The organism is Pseudomonas sp. FG86, from assembly GCF_057808775.1.
The window spans coordinates 240,496-257,457 of sequence record NZ_JBMDIS010000002.1 but is presented as its reverse complement, the minus strand read 5'-3'; the positions used below and the strand labels follow the sequence as shown (position 1 = coordinate 257,457).

General features: G+C 63.6%; 15 protein-coding genes. 9 read left to right on the top strand and 6 right to left on the bottom strand.

Annotated elements, in window-relative coordinates; translation table 11 throughout:
* Positions 1-813: 813 nt before the first annotated feature.
* From ACODSV_RS02350 to ACODSV_RS02315, 8 genes are all read left to right on the top strand, one after another.
* Positions 814-2,112, top strand: a complete 1,299-nt coding sequence (locus tag ACODSV_RS02350) for an NAD(P)/FAD-dependent oxidoreductase (RefSeq protein ID WP_024074628.1) — start codon at positions 814-816, stop codon at positions 2,110-2,112.
* Positions 2,113-2,415: 303 nt separating this feature from the next.
* On the top strand, positions 2,416-2,781 hold the full coding sequence (locus ACODSV_RS02345; RefSeq protein WP_024074627.1) for a cupin domain-containing protein: 366 nt from the start codon (positions 2,416-2,418) through the stop codon (positions 2,779-2,781).
* Between the two features lie 56 nt (positions 2,782-2,837).
* On the top strand, positions 2,838-3,497 hold the full coding sequence (locus ACODSV_RS02340; protein ID WP_102623781.1) for a response regulator transcription factor: 660 nt from the start codon (positions 2,838-2,840) through the stop codon (positions 3,495-3,497).
* Between the two features lie 85 nt (positions 3,498-3,582).
* Complete coding sequence (locus tag ACODSV_RS02335; protein ID WP_150054489.1) at positions 3,583-4,404, top strand: molybdenum cofactor biosynthesis F family protein; 822 nt, start codon at positions 3,583-3,585, stop codon at positions 4,402-4,404.
* Positions 4,397-5,197 (top strand): SDR family NAD(P)-dependent oxidoreductase, encoded by an 801-nt coding sequence (locus ACODSV_RS02330; RefSeq protein WP_150095543.1) that lies wholly within the window; start codon positions 4,397-4,399, stop codon positions 5,195-5,197. The genes ACODSV_RS02335 and ACODSV_RS02330 overlap by 8 nt, the downstream gene beginning before the upstream one ends.
* Positions 5,190-5,960 (top strand): SDR family oxidoreductase, encoded by a 771-nt coding sequence (locus ACODSV_RS02325; protein ID WP_150054491.1) that lies wholly within the window; start codon positions 5,190-5,192, stop codon positions 5,958-5,960. The genes ACODSV_RS02330 and ACODSV_RS02325 overlap by 8 nt, the downstream gene beginning before the upstream one ends.
* A 173-nt stretch (positions 5,961-6,133) precedes the next feature.
* Complete coding sequence (locus tag ACODSV_RS02320) at positions 6,134-7,195, top strand: aromatic ring-hydroxylating oxygenase subunit alpha (RefSeq protein ID WP_024074622.1); 1,062 nt, start codon at positions 6,134-6,136, stop codon at positions 7,193-7,195.
* Between the two features lie 28 nt (positions 7,196-7,223).
* Entirely contained in the window at positions 7,224-8,174 is a 951-nt protein-coding gene (locus tag ACODSV_RS02315) for a PDR/VanB family oxidoreductase (protein WP_102623778.1), read from the top strand.
* A gap of 6 nt (positions 8,175-8,180) precedes the next feature.
* Here the strand turns inward: ACODSV_RS02315 and ACODSV_RS02310 are convergent, their stop codons facing one another.
* The 6 genes from ACODSV_RS02310 to ACODSV_RS02285 all read right to left on the bottom strand — a co-directional run bounded on the left by ACODSV_RS02310 (position 8,181) and on the right by ACODSV_RS02285 (position 16,258).
* Positions 8,181-8,894, bottom strand: coding sequence for a GntR family transcriptional regulator (locus tag ACODSV_RS02310; RefSeq protein WP_024074620.1), 714 nt, complete (start codon positions 8,892-8,894; stop codon positions 8,181-8,183).
* A 55-nt stretch (positions 8,895-8,949) separates the two neighbouring features.
* Positions 8,950-10,692 carry an acyl-CoA dehydrogenase gene (locus tag ACODSV_RS02305; protein WP_150054492.1) on the bottom strand — a complete coding sequence of 581 codons (1,743 nt, stop codon included), beginning with the start codon at positions 10,690-10,692 and terminating at the stop codon, positions 8,950-8,952.
* Between the two features lie 35 nt (positions 10,693-10,727).
* The gene (locus ACODSV_RS02300) at positions 10,728-11,969 is read right to left on the bottom strand and encodes a thiolase family protein (protein WP_150054493.1); all 1,242 of its coding nucleotides are present in this window, start codon (positions 11,967-11,969) and stop codon (positions 10,728-10,730) included.
* The gene (locus ACODSV_RS02295; RefSeq protein ID WP_150054494.1) at positions 11,966-13,840 is read right to left on the bottom strand and encodes a feruloyl-CoA synthase; all 1,875 of its coding nucleotides are present in this window, start codon (positions 13,838-13,840) and stop codon (positions 11,966-11,968) included. Before ACODSV_RS02295 ends, ACODSV_RS02300 begins: the two co-directional genes overlap by 4 nt.
* Before the next feature lie 62 nt (positions 13,841-13,902).
* Complete coding sequence (locus ACODSV_RS02290; protein WP_024074616.1) at positions 13,903-15,351, bottom strand: aldehyde dehydrogenase; 1,449 nt, start codon at positions 15,349-15,351, stop codon at positions 13,903-13,905.
* 76 nt (positions 15,352-15,427) lie between these two features.
* Complete coding sequence (locus tag ACODSV_RS02285) at positions 15,428-16,258, bottom strand: p-hydroxycinnamoyl CoA hydratase/lyase (RefSeq protein WP_010567568.1); 831 nt, start codon at positions 16,256-16,258, stop codon at positions 15,428-15,430.
* A gap of 213 nt (positions 16,259-16,471) precedes the next feature.
* Between ACODSV_RS02285 and ACODSV_RS02280 the strand changes: the two genes are divergently transcribed.
* Positions 16,472-16,960, top strand: a complete 489-nt coding sequence (locus tag ACODSV_RS02280) for a MarR family winged helix-turn-helix transcriptional regulator (RefSeq protein WP_024074615.1) — start codon at positions 16,472-16,474, stop codon at positions 16,958-16,960.
* The last annotated feature ends 2 nt before the right edge of the window (positions 16,961-16,962 follow it).

Sequence of the window (16,962 nt, the reverse complement as noted above, 5' to 3'; positions counted from 1 at the left end):
TGGGAGGGGGCTTGCCCCCGATGGCGGCCTCGGGGCCGACCAGGATGTTGGAGTGAAATGAGTACATATCCGTTGCTGCGGTAACGTCTACTTAGGGTTCCGCTCTTACAGCCTGGCCCTGAACCTTTGGCGGCTCGGGAGCCCACGACTATCTAACTGATGCTCCTCGGCTTAAATGTGGGAGGGGGCTTGCCCCCGATGGCGGCCTCGGGGCCGACCAGGATGTTGGAGTGGAATGAGTACATATCCGTTGCTGCGGTAACGGCTACTTAGGGTTCCGCTCTTACAGCGGGTCACTTTTGGAAGAGCGCCAAAAGTAACCAAAAACGCTTTGCCCCACCACTCGGCACCTCGCTCAGGCTCGGTGTGCCCGCAATCCGACATTGATTTGGGGGGCCGCCGCCACGCGCCATCCATGGCGCGGGGCGGCTAAACCGGCATCCCTGCCGGTTTACCCCCCAAATCAATATCGGATTGCGGCCAGCGTGGTTTAACGGGGCGCTTGAGATCAAGATCAAGATCAAGATCAAGAGCGAGAGCGAGAGCGAGAGCGAGAGCGGCTCGCTTCGCATCGTGAATACGTTTGCGCGACTTGGACAGGGGGGGGCAATCAGTCAGCGATCGACAATCGATTGCTGTGTGCAGCTTTACTGCCAGGCCGGATTCATGGTTGATGGTGGCAGCCACGGTCAAGACTGGCGGCACACAGCGTCAAGACATCTGCCGCTCGGAAGGGACTTAATAGCACCTGAGCGGAACAGAGCCTCTCGTCGGCTCTGCAGCGAGTTTTCTTTCACTTTTCCAGGCTGCGCCATGATCAATATTGAAACGCCTACCTATTATTCGGCGACCAAGAAATACAACCTCAGCTTCCCCACACTCGAGCAGGACGTGGAAGCGGATGTCGTGGTGATTGGCGGTGGTTTTTCGGGGATCAATACCGCACTCGAACTCGCCGAAAAAGGCATCACCAATATCGTGGTGCTGGAAGCCCGCTACCTGGGCTTCGGCGGCACGGGCCGCAACGGTGGCCAGATCATGGCGGGGATCGGCCACGACCTGGAGAAAATCAAGCAGCAGGTGGGCGAGCAAGGGCTGCGCGAGATCTTTGAAATCAGCGAGCTGGGTGCTGGCATCATCAAGGATCGCATCGCCAAGTACTCGATCGACGCAGACTTCTGCCACGGCTATGGCTACATGGGCTTCAACGCCCGCCAGGAAAAAACCCTGCGCGCCTGGGAGAAGGACTTCAAGTCGATCAATACCCAGGACGAAATCCGCTTTATGGCGGGGTCCGAGGTCAAGCAGATCATCGGTTCCGACGCCTATAGCAGCGCGCTGTTGCACATGGGCGGCGGGCATGTTCACTCACTGAATCTGTTGCTGGGCGAAGCCAAGGCGCTGGTCGGACACGGCGTGCGTATCTATGAACACAGCCCGGCCCTGGAAGTCAGCTATGGCGAGCGCATCACCGTGCGCACAGGCCGGGGCTCGGTGAAAGCCTCCAAATTGTTGTGGGCCTGCGACAGCTTCCTCAACAAACTGGAACCCGAGCTGCACAAGACCACCTTAAACACCTACGCCTTCCAGTTGATGACCGAACCGCTGTCGGACGAGATGATCCGCCGCATCAGCCCGATACGCGGCGCCTACAGCGACATTCGACCGGTGATCGACTATTACCGGGTCACCAACGAAAACCGCCTGCTGTTTGGTGCCGCCACGCCTTTTGTCGAGCACATTCCGCTGGACCTCAAAGCCTGGAACCGCAACCTGATGCTGAAGATTTTCCCGTACCTCAAGGACGTGAAAATCGACCTGGCGTGGGGCGGGCCGATGGCGACCGGGGCCAACTTGTTCCCGCAGATCGGCACGCTCAGCGGGCGCCCCAATGCCTTTTATGTGCAGGGCTACGCAGGCTTCGGGGTCACCCCCAGCCACATCATCTGCAAGGTATTGGCCGAAGGCATGAGCGAAGGCTCTTCGCGCTACGACCTGATCAGCTCGGTCAAGCATGCGCAGATTCTGGGCAAGGACCACATACGCCCGTTGCTGCTGACAGCCGGCAAAAGCCTTCATCAACTATCAGGCTATTTCAACGGTCGCCGTTGAGCCTGATGCCCGTCAGTCAAGGAGGAACACTGTAACTGTGGCAAGCGGACTTGTTGTGGCGAGCGGGCTTGCCCCGCGTTGGGCTGCGAAGCAGCCCCAATAAGGCCGCCGCATTTCTTCTGGTAGAACCGGGAGACTGGTTTTAGGGCCGCTACGCGCCCCAACGCGGGGCAAGCCCGCTCGCCACAGCAAGCCCGCTCGCCACAACAAGCCGCTTTCCACAGGTGACTGTTTGCCCGATCTATCTCTTGACTGACCGGCATTAGCCGTTAAGCCCCCTTTTTCATTCACAGGAGAACCGCCATGCCCGTTACCACCCTCAAGAAAGATGTCCAACTGTCGGACCTGGATGCCTGGGGCACGGTTGCCGACCTGGGCTCCGAGATCCTCGAAGGTGAGGTCAAGGCCTTTGGCAAAATGACCTTCGGTGCCCCCACCGACCCCGTCAGCAGCGCCTATTTCGGCACCACCCAAGGCAAGTTCCGGATGACCTACCCGTTCGCCGAGCAAGCCACGGTGGTCACCGGCGAAGTGGTCTTGACCGACGAAAGCACCGGCCAGAGCACCCGCTACAAGGCCGGCGACAGCTGGTTCGTGACCAAGGGCACGCCGGTGCTGTGGGAGGTGGTAAGCGAGAGTTTTGTGAAGCACTATTTCGCGGTAGCCTGATCGCCCCCCTCTGCCGGCTTCGGCCGGCAGCGTTTCTTCCAACCAGGTGACCGACCATGCACGCCATCCCCGCTCAGGAAGTCGCCGGCCATTGCCTGAAGGCGTTCACTCAACTGGTGCCCGCCAGCCAGGCAGCGTTCTATTGCGTCGACCGCCAGCTGCAAGCGCATGATTTCAGGCTGCAAGGCATGAGCGGTGAGATGCATCGCGACTACCTCGACAACTACCGCCAATTCGACCCGTTGCAACCGCGCAATTGCCTGTCCAGCGGGCTGGCGGTGGTACCGCTGGTTTTCGCCATGGCCCGCCAGCCGCTACGTGACAGCCGCCGCTATCAAGACTTCCTGCAACGCTACGGCGTGGTCGATGTGGTGGAGATCGTCGCCCATCGCGCCGACCAGCCTCAGGCGGCTATCTCCTTGCTGCGCACGGCGGAGCAAGGGGTGTTCACCACCGACCAACTGACTCAGCTCAACGCCTTGCAGGCCTTGTTGCAAATGGCGGTGGCCAATATGCAACCCTGCGACGATGCACTGGCCGGGCTCACGCCCAAGGAGCGCCAGATTGCCTGGTTGTTGCGTCAGGGCGCGAGCAACAAGCAACTGGCCCTGGAGCTGGATGTCGGCCTGCCCACCATCAAGACCCACCTGATCCACCTGTTCCGCAAGACGGGCGTCAGCAGCCGTACCGAACTGGTCGCCGCGCTGTTTCTCTAAGCCGCCTCAACCCTTCGGTTGATAGGCGAGCCTCGCGCGCCACCGCATGATCCGGGTTGTCTATTCCATCAACCGGAGTCATGCAATGGCCACACCCTCCAACTGGATCACCGTAGGCGCCCTCGCCGACGGTTTTGCCCCCGACGCATTTATCCTGCCCAACCTTGCCGACCTCAGCGGCAGGACCTTCATGCTGAACTTCGCCAACGGCTGGCAGATCGAACATCGTTTTGACACCGAGGCCCTGCACTGGAACGCCGCCGACGGTCATTCCAGCGGCTCGGCCGTGTACCGCGCCACGTCCGTGCGCCCCGGCCTGTATCTGGTCGATTTCATCAAGCACGAAGCCACTCAGGCCTGGTCGATCAGCCTGGTGCTGGATACCACCACGTCGTCGTTCACCGCCGTGATCGGCCGCCTGCCGGACCGCGCGCAAACCGAAGAAGGTTTGTACAGTCGCGCCCTGGCCGGCAAGGCCCTGACCTCGGTTGAAGTGGAGTTCCTGCACGGCAGCCTGGATCAGCCCTGGCAGGCAGGCCTGTGCCCCCACGGGCCCACCCAGGAACTGACGGGCCTGCGCAACCTGTATCGCTACAGCCCCAGCGAAGTGTACGAACACGTCTATCTGAACGATCAGTTCTATGCCTGGCAGTGCCTCAAGGGCGTCGAGCAAGGCCTGTGCGATACCGACCGCTGCCACGCCTACAAGATTGCCGATCAACTGTACCTGTTCGTCTGGCGCGAAAAGATCATTCCGACCCTCGGCCTGGTGTTGATCGACCTGCAACAGCACCGCAGCGACGGCAAGATCTTCGGGTATGCCGGTGCGTCCTTCGACGCCCTGTCCAATTTCCCGGTCAGTTCCTACTGCCAGGTCCTTAACCGCACGGAGTATCCCGATGCCTGATCCACGTACCGTCGTCATCACCGGTGCCGGCACGGGCATCGGTGCCGCCTGCGCCCGCCTGTACGCCGCCGAAGGTGCCAACCTGGTGTTGATCGGCCGTCGGCGCGCGCTCCTGGAGCAGGTTGCGCAGACAACCGGAGGCCTGATCCTGGTGGGCGATGCCGCCTGCCCAGACACCTGGGAGGGTTTTATCGCGCAGATTCAAGCCCACTACGGTCGCCTCGATGTGCTGCTGGCCTGCGCCGGCGGGCATGGCCTGGGCAGCGCCACCGAGACCCACCCGTCGAGTTGGGAAGCCGCGTTGCGCAGCAACCTGGACAGCGCGTTCTACAGCGCCCGGGCCTGCCTGCCGCTGCTGATCGCCAGTGCCGGCAACATCGTTCTCCTCGGCTCCCTCGCCTCGTTGGCCGCCGGCCCCGACGTGTGCGGCTACACCACCGCCAAGCACGCACTGCTCGGGCTCAATCGCTCCCTGGCCCGCGACTACGGGCCACGTGGGGTGCGCGTCAACGCGGTGTGCCCAGGCTGGGTCACCACACCGATGGCTGACGAAGAAATGCAGCCATTGATGAATTTCCATGGCGAAACACTGCAACAAGCCTACGCACGCGTATGTGCCGATGTGCCGTTGCGTCGCCCGGCCAGCGCAGAAGAAATCGCCAGGGTATGCCGCTTCCTGGCCGGCCCCGACGCCTCGATCATCACCGGTGCGAGCGTCGTCGCCGATGGCGGTTCGAGCATTGTCGATGTACCAACGCTGGCCTATGCCCGCCTGGAGCACACACATGCATGAAGCATTGGATTTCAGCGCAAAGACGGTACTGGTGACCGGTGGGGCGCAGGGTATCGGCCGCGCCATCGTCGAAGCGTTCGCCTGGCGTGGCGCGCGGGTGATGATCGCCGACCTGCGCGTCACGCAAGCCCAGGCGCTGGCCGCAGAGCTGACGGCACACACGTGCCGGGTCGAGGCCACAGGCGTTGATATGGCCGATGCGGCAGCGGTGTTCGAGTTGGTTGGGGAGATAGAACGACGCTGGGGGCGCCTGGATATCCTGGTGCACAACGCCGGCTACTTTCCGTTGACAGCGTTCGCGCAGATCACCCCGTCCATGCTGGAACGCACACTGGCAGTCAATCTTTCGGCCCTGTTCTGGTTGACTCAGGCAGCCCTGCCCATGTTTCAGCGCCAAGGGGGTGGCTGCGTGCTGGTCACTTCATCAGTCACCGGGCCAAGGGTCGCCTACCCAGGGCTCAGCCATTACGCAGCCTCAAAGGCCGGGGTGAATGGTTTCATTCGCAACGCCGCACTGGAACTGGCCACCTACCAGGTGCGCGTCAACGGTGTCGAGCCGGGGATGATCGCCACGCCGGCCATGGACAACCTTGGCGACGCACAGGTCAACGCTGACATCACCGGCCGAGTCCCCCTGGGGCGGCTCGGCGCCCCTCAGGATATTGCCGGGGCCATGCTGTTCCTGGCGTCTGACCTGGCGGCTTATATCACCGGGCAAACCCTGGTGGTGGATGGGGGCTCTACGTTGCCCGAAGTGAAATGAAACAGCGTTTGCCGAACAACTCAAGGCAGTGATGAACGTCGATCAGTGGATCCAATAACTTAAAAAATGATCGATAATCGCCCGATAAAAAGCGATTCAAGATTGACTCTCCATCCGAGCACTCATTTAATGGATCCATTAAATAAGAATAATCACTCGCCTGGAGAGTCGCCATGTACCCCAAGAACACTTGGTATGTTGCCTGCACCCCCGATGAAATCGCGCAAAAGCCGCTGGGTCGACAGATCTGCGGTGAAAAAATGGTGTTTTATCGTGGGCTGGAAGGCGCCGTCGTGGCGGTCGAGGACTTCTGTCCCCATCGCGGTGCGCCGCTCTCGCTGGGCTATGTGGAAAACGGCAACCTGGTCTGTGGCTACCACGGCCTGGTCATGGGCGGCGATGGCAAGACCGTGGAAATGCCCGGCCAGCGGGTGCGCGGCTTTCCCTGCAACAAGACGTTCGCCGCCGTCGAACGCTACGGTTTCATCTGGGTGTGGCCCGGTGATCAGGCCCAGGCCGATCCGGCACTGATCCATCATCTGGAATGGGCGGTGAGTGATGAATGGGCCTATGGCGGCGGGCTGTTCGATATCCAGTGCGACTACCGCCTGATGATCGACAACCTGATGGACCTGACCCACGAAACCTACGTCCACGCCTCCAGCATCGGCCAGAAGGAAATCGACGAAGCGCCACCTGTAACCACGGTCGAAGGCGATGAAGTGGTCACCGCGCGGCATATGGAAAACATCATGGCCCCGCCGTTCTGGCGCATGGCCCTGCGCGGCAACAACCTCGCCGATGACGTGCCGGTGGACCGCTGGCAGATCTGCCGCTTCACCCCGCCCAGCCATGTGCTCATCGAAGTCGGCGTGGCCCACGCCGGCAAGGGCGGCTACCACGCCGCGCCCGAGCACAAGGCGGCAAGCATCGTGGTCGACTTCATCACCCCGCAAACCGAGACCTCGATCTGGTATTTCTGGGGCATGGCGCGCAACTTCAACCCCCACGATGAAGCACTGACCGCCAGTATTCGCGAAGGCCAGGGCAAGATTTTCAGCGAAGACCTGGAGATGCTTGAACGCCAGCAACAGAACCTGCTGGCCCACCCGACGCGCAACCTGCTCAAACTGAATATCGATGCCGGCGGCGTGCAGTCACGCAAGATCCTGGAGCGACTGATCGCCAAGGAACGCGCCCTCGAACCGCAACTGATCGCCACGACCACCGCCTGAACGGCACAACCCCTTGCGAGGACTGAACATGATCGATGTGGTGGTGGTATCGCGCAACAACGAAGCCCAGGATATTTGCAGCTACGAACTGGCCAGCGTCGACGGCAAACCGCTGCCGGCCTTCAGTGCCGGCGCGCATATCGACGTGCACCTGCCGGATGGACAGGTGCGCCAGTATTCGCTGTGCAATCACCCTGAAGAACGCCATCGCTACCTGATCGGTGTGCTCAAGGACCCGGCTTCCCGGGGCGGCTCGCGCAGCCTGCACGAACAGGTGCACGAGGGCACACACCTGACCATCAGCGAACCACGCAACCTGTTTCCCCTGGCCCACGACGCACGGCGCAGCCTGCTGTTTGCCGGTGGCATCGGCATCACCCCGATCCTGTGCATGGCCGAGCGCCTGGCTCACGCGGGTGCCGACTTCGAATTGCATTATTGTGCCCGCGCCGAAGACCGCGCGGCGTTTGTGCAGCGCCTGAAAACATCGCCATTTGCCGAGCGGGTGTTCCTGCATTTCGATGAGCAGCCCCACACGGCCTTGAATGCCGCCCAGGTACTGGCAGCGCCCGAAGCCAACGTCCACCTGTATGTGTGCGGCCCCGGCGGTTTTATGCAGCATGTGCTCGACAGCGCTCGGGCCCAGGGCTGGCAGGAGGCATGCCTGCACCGCGAATACTTCACCGCGGCGCCGGTGGACAGCAGCCTCGACGGGGGCTTTTCGGTGAAAGTCGCCAGCAGCGGCCAGGTCTTCGAAATCCCAGCCGACAAGACGGTGGTCCAGGTCCTGGAAAGCCACGGTATCGAGATTGCCGTGTCGTGCGAACAAGGCATTTGCGGCACCTGCCTGACCCGCGTGCTGGAAGGCATACCGGAACATCGCGACCTGTTCCTCACCGAGCAGGAACAGGCGTTGAATGATCAGTTCACGCCCTGCTGCTCACGCGCGAAGACCGCGCTGCTGGTGCTCGATATCTGACAGGTGTCACGACGCGGGCAAAATTACCTTCATGCGCGCGTCGGCGGTGGCCGAGCTGAAGATCTCGGCATAGCGCAAGGTCGCATTGGCGTGCTCGCGCATGATGGCTTCGGCCCGCGCGCCCTGGCGATTGACCAGGGCATCAAAGACCGAGTGGTGTTGCATGTGGGCATAGTTGAAGCGCCGGTATTCGCGGGCCATGTCCTCGCGATCCACCGCCAGCGCGGTCACCGACGCGAACGGCAGGTGATCGTTGCGTGCCAGGGCGTCGGCGATCGCCGGGTTGTGGCTGCCTTCGACGATGACGTGGTGAAAGCGCATGTTCAGGTCGTGATAGACCTCCAGGTCGTCTTCGGTCACGTAGCCCTTGTCGAACAGTTGGTCGCCTTCTACCAGGCAGCGCTCCAGTGTCGCGCGCGCCGCAGCAGATAAACCGCGCTCGGCGGTTTGACGCGCCGCCAGGCCCTCAAGCACGCCACGCACTTCGACGGCGCCGGCAATGTCGTCCGGGCTGACCGAACGGACCTGATACCCACGCCCGCCGAACGGCACCAGCAACCCTTCCTGTTCGAGGGTACGAAACGCCATGCGCACGGGCATGCGCGACACACCGAACCGCTGCGCCGTGGGAATCTCCATCAGGCGCTCCCCCGCCGCCAGCTCCCCGCTGGCGATCATCTTGCGCAGTGCAACCAGCACCAATTGACCGGGTTTACTCATCCAGGCAACTTCCAGAAAACGTGAGTCGCCATAGTACCGCAAGCGCCCGGCGCCGTCAGACGAACGCCAGCGCTGCGCGCGCGCCGTCGATTGCCCCGAGGTGCTGCGCCAAACGCGACGGCAGGTAATCGAAAAAGAACCCGGCGCTTTGCAGCTTGGCGGCTCGCAATGGATCGTCTTCGGGCAGTGCCCTGGAGACCCGTGCGGCCCGCGCCCAGGCAAATGCCAGCAGCGCCACGCCACATAACTGGAGAAAGTCCGGCGCGGCCCGATAGGGGTACTCGCTGTCATCCAGCGCTCGTTCACCGATGGCCTCGACCACACTCGCCAACGCGTCACACAGGCTGCCCAGTGCCTGGGCAAAACCGGCACACTCGCCGCACTCCCCGCCCTGCGCGGCTTCCGTGCGCAACTCGGCCAGCAGCAGGCCAAAGGCGCGGCCCTCATCCGCCAGCACCTTGCGCAGCAGCAGGTCATTGGCCTGGATCTCGTTGCTGCCCTCATAGATCATCGCGATGCGGCTGTCGCGCAGGGTTTGCTCGATGGCGAACTCGGTGACGTAGCCGTAACCGCCGAACACCTGCAGCGCATGGCTGGCCTGGCGAAAGCCCTGTTCGGTGAAAAACGCCTTGATGATCGGCGTCAGCAACGGCGCCAACTGGGCGGCCGACGAGTGCGGGTCATGCTCGGCCTGATCAAGCAGGTGCGCAGCCCAATAGCCAATCGCGCGCATCCCCTCGCTGGTGGCGCGCAACTCCAGCAACACGCGGCGCATGGCCGGGTGATAACGGATCGGATCAGCCGCCTGGGCCGCCACTTCTTCCGGCCTTGACGGCGCGCGCATCTGCACGCGTTCGGCGGCGTATTGCCGGGCGTTCTGCCAAGCGGCCTCGACATGCCCCAGGCCTTGCAGGCCCACATGCAGGCGCGCCGAGTTCATCATCACGAACATCGCCGCCAGGCCGCGATTGACGTCGCCGATCAGCCAGCCTTGGGCGGCGTCGAACACCAGGGAGCAGGTGGCACTGCCCTTGATGCCCATCTTGTGTTCGATGCCATTGCAGTGCACACCATTGGCCTGGCCATCGTCCAGTTGCTTGGGCACCAGGAACAGCGAAATGCCTCGACTGCCCGGCGGCGCATCGGGCAGGCGCGCCAGCACCAGGTGCAGGATATTGGCCGTGAGGTCGTGCTCGCCGCCGGAGATAAACAGCTTGCTGCCGTTGAGGCGATAACTGCCATCTGCCTGGGGTTCAGCACGACAGCGCAGCAAGCCGACATCGCTGCCGGCCTGGGGCTCGGTCAGGCACATGGTGGGCAAGGCCTGGCCACTGACAATGTCGGGCAGGTAGCGCGCCTGCAACCACGGAGCAGCGTGGGCCTTGAGGCACAGGTAGGCGCCATGGGCGATCCCGGTGTACATGGCCCAGGCATGGTTGCTGGCGTAGAGCATCTCTTGCAGCGCCGCGTCGAGCAATTGCGGCAAGCCCTGCCCGCCCTGCTCCTCGGCACACGCCAGCGCCGGCCATCCGCCCTCGACATAGGCGCGATAGGCCGCGACGAAGCCGTCCGGGGTGCTGACCTGGCCCGCCTGCCAGCGGCAGCCCTGGCGATCACCGTGGCCGTTCAACGGCGCCAGCACACCCTGGCTGAAGCGTGCCGCCTCCTCCAGCACTTGTACCGCCAGCGGCAGATCCAGGGCCGCGAACGCCGGGTTACGCTGCCAGGTGGCGGGCGCCTGCAACCAGTGTTCAAGGACAAATTGCATATCGCGCAGGGGCGCCTCATAGCTCCACATCGGGACACCTCATCGACAAAAAAAGAATCGCGCACTCAAGCGCGATAGGTAGGGTTCTCGATCAGCAACGCCATGCCCTGCCCGCCGCCCACACACGCCGAGGCAATCCCGTAGCGCAGGTTGTGCTGGCGCAGTTGCCGGGCCAGGGTCATCACCAGGCGCAGGCCGGTGGCGGCCAGTGGATGCCCCAGCGCAAGCGAGCCGCCCTGGACGTTGAGGCGGGTGCTGTCCAGCTCCAGTTCCTGGGCCACCGCCAGTACTTGGCCGGCCTGGGCTTCGTTGATCTCGAAGCGGCCGATGTCGCCCAGGTGCAACCCGCTGCGTTGCAGCAGCAGGCGGATCGCCGGTGCCGGGCCGATGCCCATGAACTCGGGGGCCACACCGACCACCGCGCTGGCCAGCAGCCGGGCCAGGGGCGGATGCGTACAGGCCGAGGCGCGCCCCACCAGCGCCGCCGCCGCGCCATCGACCACCGCGCAACTGTTGCCGGCGGTTTGCACGCCGTCTGGATGCACGGTGCGCAAGCGCGCCAGGGCCGCAAGGTCGGTGGGTCGTGGGTGGCTGTCGACGCTGACGGCACCGGCCCGGCGCGCGAGGCTAATGCCCCTGGGCTGGTACCCCTCAAGCTCGAACACCTGGTTGTCGACCGTGACGATTTCTTCCGCCCAGGCGCCGTCACGTTGCGCCTGCAAGGCACGCTGATGGCTGTCGCAGGCGTGACGGTCCACGGCCTCGCGGCTCAGGCCATAACGGCGCGCCAGGTTGTCGGCGGTGGCGATCATGTCCAGGCCCGGGGCCGGGTCGTACAGGGCCTCCCAGAGGAAATCCTTGAATTGCACCTCGCCACCGAGACGAAACCCATCCCGGTGGGTGTAGGCCGCAATCGGGTTGCGCGACATGGACTCACTGGCCACGCACAACGCCAGTTGCACCTCGTCGCGCAGCTGTTCAGCGGCCTGGCGCAACAGCTCGAAACCGGTGGCGCAGATGCGCTGCACCCCCAGTGCCGGGACCGCTTGCGCCACACCGCTGTACAAGCCGATATGCCGTGGCAGCAAGTAGGCATCGAAGCTGGCCTGGGCCATGGAGCCGGCCAGTACGCTGTCCACTGCCAAGGGGTCGACGCCGGCGCGGGCCAGCACTTCACGGCCGACCTTGATCCCAAGGTCGATGGGCGACACCTGGGACAGTGCCCCGCCCAGGTCCACCCACGGCGTGCGCACTGCCTCGAAAATCGCCACGTCGGCAAACGCCGAGTACTGCCCGACGCTGTTCAAGGCTGGCGCTCGGCGCGCAGGATCGACGCGTCTTCACCGCGATACAACGCCTCGACCTTGGCCGCGCGCCATTGCAGTACCGCACGCTGGTTGATCGAGCCTTTGTCGGTGATTTCCCCACGGTCGATGGACGCGGGCTCGTCGAGCAGGGCAATCCATTCCAGGCGACTGGCATTGCCGGTGGCCTCGCGGTTGAGGCGCTGCAGCCAGTCGCGGAACCACTGGCGCACCGGCGCGCTGGCGAGCACTTCGGCGTCGCTGGCGGCCGCGTCCAGCCCCGCCAGCCGACGGCACTCGTAGAGCCGAGGGAATACCAGGGCGCCCAGGCATTCGCGGTCCGGCGCCGCAACCACCAGGTCCTGCACCAAGGGCGAGCCTTCGAGCACCGCGCGATTGCGCAACGGACCGACGCTGACAAACACCCCGGAGGACAGCTTGAAATCCTCGGCAATTCGCCCGTCGAACATCAGCCCCAGTTGCGGCTGATTCGGGTCGGCCAGCTTGATTGCATCGCCCGAGCAATAAAAACCCTGCTGGTCGAAGACCTCGGCGGTTTGCTGGGGGGCGCGCCAGTACCCGGGCATGATGTGCGGCCCGCGAAAGCGCCCTTCGAACTTGCCGTCCACCGGCACCAGGCGTACCTCGCAGCCCGGCGCGGGCAAACCGATATAACCGGCCATGGACAGTGGCCCGGTGGTGAAGGTGCAGGACGGTGCGGCTTCGGTCATGCCCAGCCCGGCCATCATGCGGATGCGTTCACCACAGTGCAGCTCGGCCACGCGGTCTAGGCGGTCCCAGACACTTTGCGAAAGGCCGGCGGCAGCGAAGAAAAACAGTTTCATGCGCGCAAAAAAACGCTCGCGCAACTCGGCGTCCTGTTCCAGGGCGTTGACCAGTTCTTCCCAACCCTTGGGCACCGTCAAATAGGCGGTGGGCGACACCTCCTTGAGGTTGCGCAGGGTCTCGGCAAAGCCCTGAGCCGTGGGCTTGCCATCATCGAGGTAAAAGGTGCCGCCGTTGTAGAGCACAATGCCGACGTTGTGGCTGCCGCCGAACGTGTGGTTCCACGGCAGCCAGTCCACCAGCACTGGCGGTTCTTCGCCGAACACTGGAAAGGTCTGCAACAGCATTTGCTGGTTGGCACAGAGCATGCGCTGGGTGGTAATCACCGCCTTGGGCAATTTGGTCGAGCCCGAGGTGAACAGGAACTTGGCGATGCTGTCGGGGCCGGTGGCCTGGAACGCCGCGTCGGCCTCGGCGCCGCCCGGCGTTTGCAGCAGGCTGGCGAAGCTGACCTGAGTGCGTCCAGGCACATGGCCGCGCACGCTGATCAGCGGGGTCTCGGCCGGCAAGACGGCGTCGATGGCGCGCTGGTAAACCGCCGCGTCGCTGACGAACACCAGCCCTGGCTGCAGCAAGCCACAGACATGGCGCAGCTTGGCGAAATCCTGGGACAGCAACGAATAGGCCGGCGATACCGGGCAGTAGGGAATACCGGCGTACATCGCGCCGAGCGCCACCTGCAAATGCTCGATGTCGTTGCCCGACAGCAGTGCCAACGGTTTATCCGCCGAGAGCCCATAGTTCAACAGGCCCTGGGCAATCGCGCGCACGCTGTCGAGCATTTCCCGGTAGCTGACCCGGCGCCAATCAGCGCCGGCCTGGCGCGCCGCGATAAATGTCTGCTCGGGGCGCACCTGGGCCCAATGCACCAGGCGATCGAGCAAGCGCGCTGGCAACTCGGCCAGGGGCTCCAGGGAGCGCATATGCAGCACGCCGTGTTCTTCAGTGACCGCCACCGGTGCGTGGCCGATGGAGACCTCGCGATAGCGCGGTGCGGGCTGGGGCTGCGGTCTGAATTCGGAACTCACAAGGGTGTCCTCCAGCAAGGCGGATCAAAGCCGCCTCGTTATTGTTATGTCGCGACGCCTGCTCAGATCGGGTAATGCCGCGGCCCGTTCTGCAAGGTCACCCAGCGCAATTGCGTGAAGTGCTCGATCGAGGCCTTGCCGCCAAAGCTGCCGTAGCCGCTGGATTTGACGCCACCGAACGGCATCTGCGCCTCGTCATGCACGGTCGGGCCGTTGATATGGCAAATGCCCGACTCGACCCGTTGCGCCAGGGCCAGTGCACGCCCGGTGTCACGGCTGAAGATCGCAGCCGAAAGGCCGAACTCGGAATCGTTGGCCAGGCGCAGCAAGGCTTCATCACCGTCACCGCGCAGCAGCACCGCCACCGGGCCGAAGGATTCTTCGCGGTACAAGCGCATGTGTTCGGTAACGCCATCGATCAGGGTCGGCTGCAGGATGCTGCCCTCCAGCTGGCCGCCCGTCACCAGGCGTGCGCCCTTGGCCAGGGCATCGTCGATCAGCGCCTTGATGCGTGTGCCGGCGCTGGCGTCCACCAGCGAACCCAGTACCGAATCCGGCGCAGCGGGGTCACCCGCGCGCAGGGTCGCGACCTTGGCCGCCAGCTTGGCGGTGAACGCATCGGCGACCTTGGCATCGACAATCAGGCGTTCGGTGGACATGCAAATCTGGCCCTGGTTGAAATAAGCCCCAAAGGCCGCCGCCGCGACCGCAGCGTCGAGGTCGGCGTCGTCGAGCACCAGCAACGGCGCCTTGCCACCCAACTCCAGCAAAGCCGGCTTGAGGTGACGCGCCGAGAGCTCGCCGACAATCCGCCCCACATGGGTCGAACCGGTAAAGTTGACCCGGCGCACGGCCGGGTTGGCGATCAGCCGCGCGACAATCGCCGCGGCATCCGCCGGGGCATTGCTGATGACGTTGACCACGCCGTCACCCAGGCCGGCATCCTGCAACACCTGGCCGATCAGGCGGTGCACTGCCGGGCTCAGCTCCGAGGCCTTGAGCACCACGGTATTGCCGCAGGCCAGCGGCATGGCGATGGCACGGGTGGCGAGGATCACCGGGGCATTCCACGGCGCAATGCCCAGCACCACGCCGCACGGCTGACGCAAGGCCATGGCGAAGCTGCCGGGCACATCGGAGGGGATCACCTCACCGGTGATCTGGGTGGTCATCGACGCGGCTTCGCGCAGCATGTTGGCCGCCAGGCGCACGTTGAAGCCATACCAGTTGGCCATGGCGCCGGTCTCGCCGGCGGCGGCAATGAATTCGGCGCTGCGCGCCTGCAATTGCTCGGCAGCCTTGAGCAAGCGGGTGCGGCGTTCGTTGGGCGCCAGCGCCGCCCACGCGGGGAACGCGGCGTGAGCGGCCGCTACGGCGGCATCGGCATCTTCCAGGGTCGCGGCGGCAACCCGCGAGACCACTTCACCGGTCACCGGGTTGCGGCGTTCGAAGGTTCGACCGTCACGGGCGGGGCACGCCTGGCCGCCGATCAACAGGGGCACGTCCAGCATGGTGATTCCTCTTTATTGTCTTTATCGGGAATACGTTCAAACAGGGTACAACGGCGCGGCCAGGTGGCCGCGCCCTTCAGCGTTTATACGCCTGCAGGCCAGGCTTGATGCTCTTGTCGTCAAGGAACTGCTTCATGCCCTGCTCGCGGCCACCTTCGGTGTCGAGCAGGCGCGACTGATCGAGCTTGGCGTAGAGGTAATCCTCGTTCTGCTCCCAGGTCAGTTCGCGGCAGCGCTTGAAGCCATGCTTGGCGGCACGCAGCACCACCGGGTTTTTCTCCAGCAGGTTGCGCGCCAGCTCAATGGTCACTTCGCGCAGTTGGGCCAGGGGCACGCTTTCGTTGACCAGGCCCATTTCGGCGGCTTTCTGCCCGCCAAACGTCTTGCCGGTCATGATGTAGTACAGCGATTGGCGATGGCCCACGGTGTCGGCCATGGCTTTGCTCACCAGGTTGCCCGGCGGGATACCCCAGTTGATTTCCGAGAGGCCGAAAGTGGCTTCGTCGGCGCAGATCGCCAGGTCGCAGGCCACCAGTGGGCTGAAGCCGCCACCGAAGCACCAGCCATTGACCATGGCGATGGTGGGCTTGGCGTACATGCGCAGCAATTTCCATTGCCATTGCGAGGCTTCGCGGCGGATTTTCTCCTGGAGGATTTCCGGGCCGGCGTCCACCTCGCGAAAGTACTCCTTGAGGTCCATGCCAGCGGTCCAGGCTTCGCCGGCACCGGTCAACACCAGCACGCCGGCGGCAGGGTCCTGCTCGAGGGTTTCCAGCACGTCGATCATTTCCCGGTTCAGGGTCGGGCTCATGGCGTTGCGCTTTTCCGGACGATTGAGAATGACCCAGGCAATGCCTTCTTCGATCTCAACCTTGACGGTGGTCCAACGGCCTTCGTAATTGCTCATGGCGGTACGCTCTTGTTCTGGGTTTGAAGATGATTCGAAATTAAACCGCAAATATAGTTATGTCAATTAACTATTAATCCGCATAACCAATATTTTTTCGCTGTAAAACCTACGCTGTGCGGGCGTTATGAAAAGCCGGCATAGCCATGGCGCTCCAACCTCGGCAAACTAGATAGCCTTCTTAACCTCCACCTTCTGAGGATTGCACTGTTAATGGCCAAGCCTTCCAACCTCGCCGACGCCAGCCAGGCCCTGCCTGATCCCAACGAGGCACGCGTGCCAATGGATTCGGCCCTGGACGACCTGATCGGTTACGCCATGCGTCGCGCCCAGCTCAAGTTGTTCCAGAACCTGATTGGCCGTCTTTCCGACCACGACCTGCGCCCCGCCCAGTTCTCGGCCCTGGCGATCATCGAGCAGAACCCTGGCCTGATGCAGGCCGACCTGGCTCGCGCCCTGGCCATCGAGCCGCCCCAGGTGGTGCCGTTGCTGAACAAGCTGGAAAGCCGTGCGCTCGCGGTGCGAGTGCGTTGCAAGCCGGACAAGCGTTCCTACGGGATCTTCCTCAGCAAGACCGGCGAAACCCTGCTCAAGGAGCTCAAGGACATTGCCGCCCAGAGCGACCTCGACGCCACGGCCGCCCTCGACGGCCAGGAACGTGAAGAGCTGCTGCGCTTGCTGAAGAAGGTCTATCAGGACTGACC

Coding starts and splice junctions, on each gene's coding strand:
- ACODSV_RS02310 (WP_024074620.1), bottom strand. CDS start 8,894: ATGAGTAAACCCGGTCAATTGGTGCTGGTTGCACTGCGCAAGATGATC.
- ACODSV_RS02290 (WP_024074616.1), bottom strand. CDS start 15,351: ATGCTGGACGTGCCCCTGTTGATCGGCGGCCAGGCGTGCCCCGCCCGT.
- ACODSV_RS02315 (WP_102623778.1), top strand. CDS start 7,224: ATGATCGATGTGGTGGTGGTATCGCGCAACAACGAAGCCCAGGATATT.
- ACODSV_RS02330 (WP_150095543.1), top strand. CDS start 4,397: ATGCCTGATCCACGTACCGTCGTCATCACCGGTGCCGGCACGGGCATC.
- ACODSV_RS02335 (WP_150054489.1), top strand. CDS start 3,583: ATGGCCACACCCTCCAACTGGATCACCGTAGGCGCCCTCGCCGACGGT.
- ACODSV_RS02280 (WP_024074615.1), top strand. CDS start 16,472: ATGGCCAAGCCTTCCAACCTCGCCGACGCCAGCCAGGCCCTGCCTGAT.
- ACODSV_RS02340 (WP_102623781.1), top strand. CDS start 2,838: ATGCACGCCATCCCCGCTCAGGAAGTCGCCGGCCATTGCCTGAAGGCG.
- ACODSV_RS02320 (WP_024074622.1), top strand. CDS start 6,134: ATGTACCCCAAGAACACTTGGTATGTTGCCTGCACCCCCGATGAAATC.
- ACODSV_RS02350 (WP_024074628.1), top strand. CDS start 814: ATGATCAATATTGAAACGCCTACCTATTATTCGGCGACCAAGAAATAC.
- ACODSV_RS02305 (WP_150054492.1), bottom strand. CDS start 10,692: ATGTGGAGCTATGAGGCGCCCCTGCGCGATATGCAATTTGTCCTTGAA.
- ACODSV_RS02345 (WP_024074627.1), top strand. CDS start 2,416: ATGCCCGTTACCACCCTCAAGAAAGATGTCCAACTGTCGGACCTGGAT.
- ACODSV_RS02325 (WP_150054491.1), top strand. CDS start 5,190: ATGCATGAAGCATTGGATTTCAGCGCAAAGACGGTACTGGTGACCGGT.
- ACODSV_RS02285 (WP_010567568.1), bottom strand. CDS start 16,258: ATGAGCAATTACGAAGGCCGTTGGACCACCGTCAAGGTTGAGATCGAA.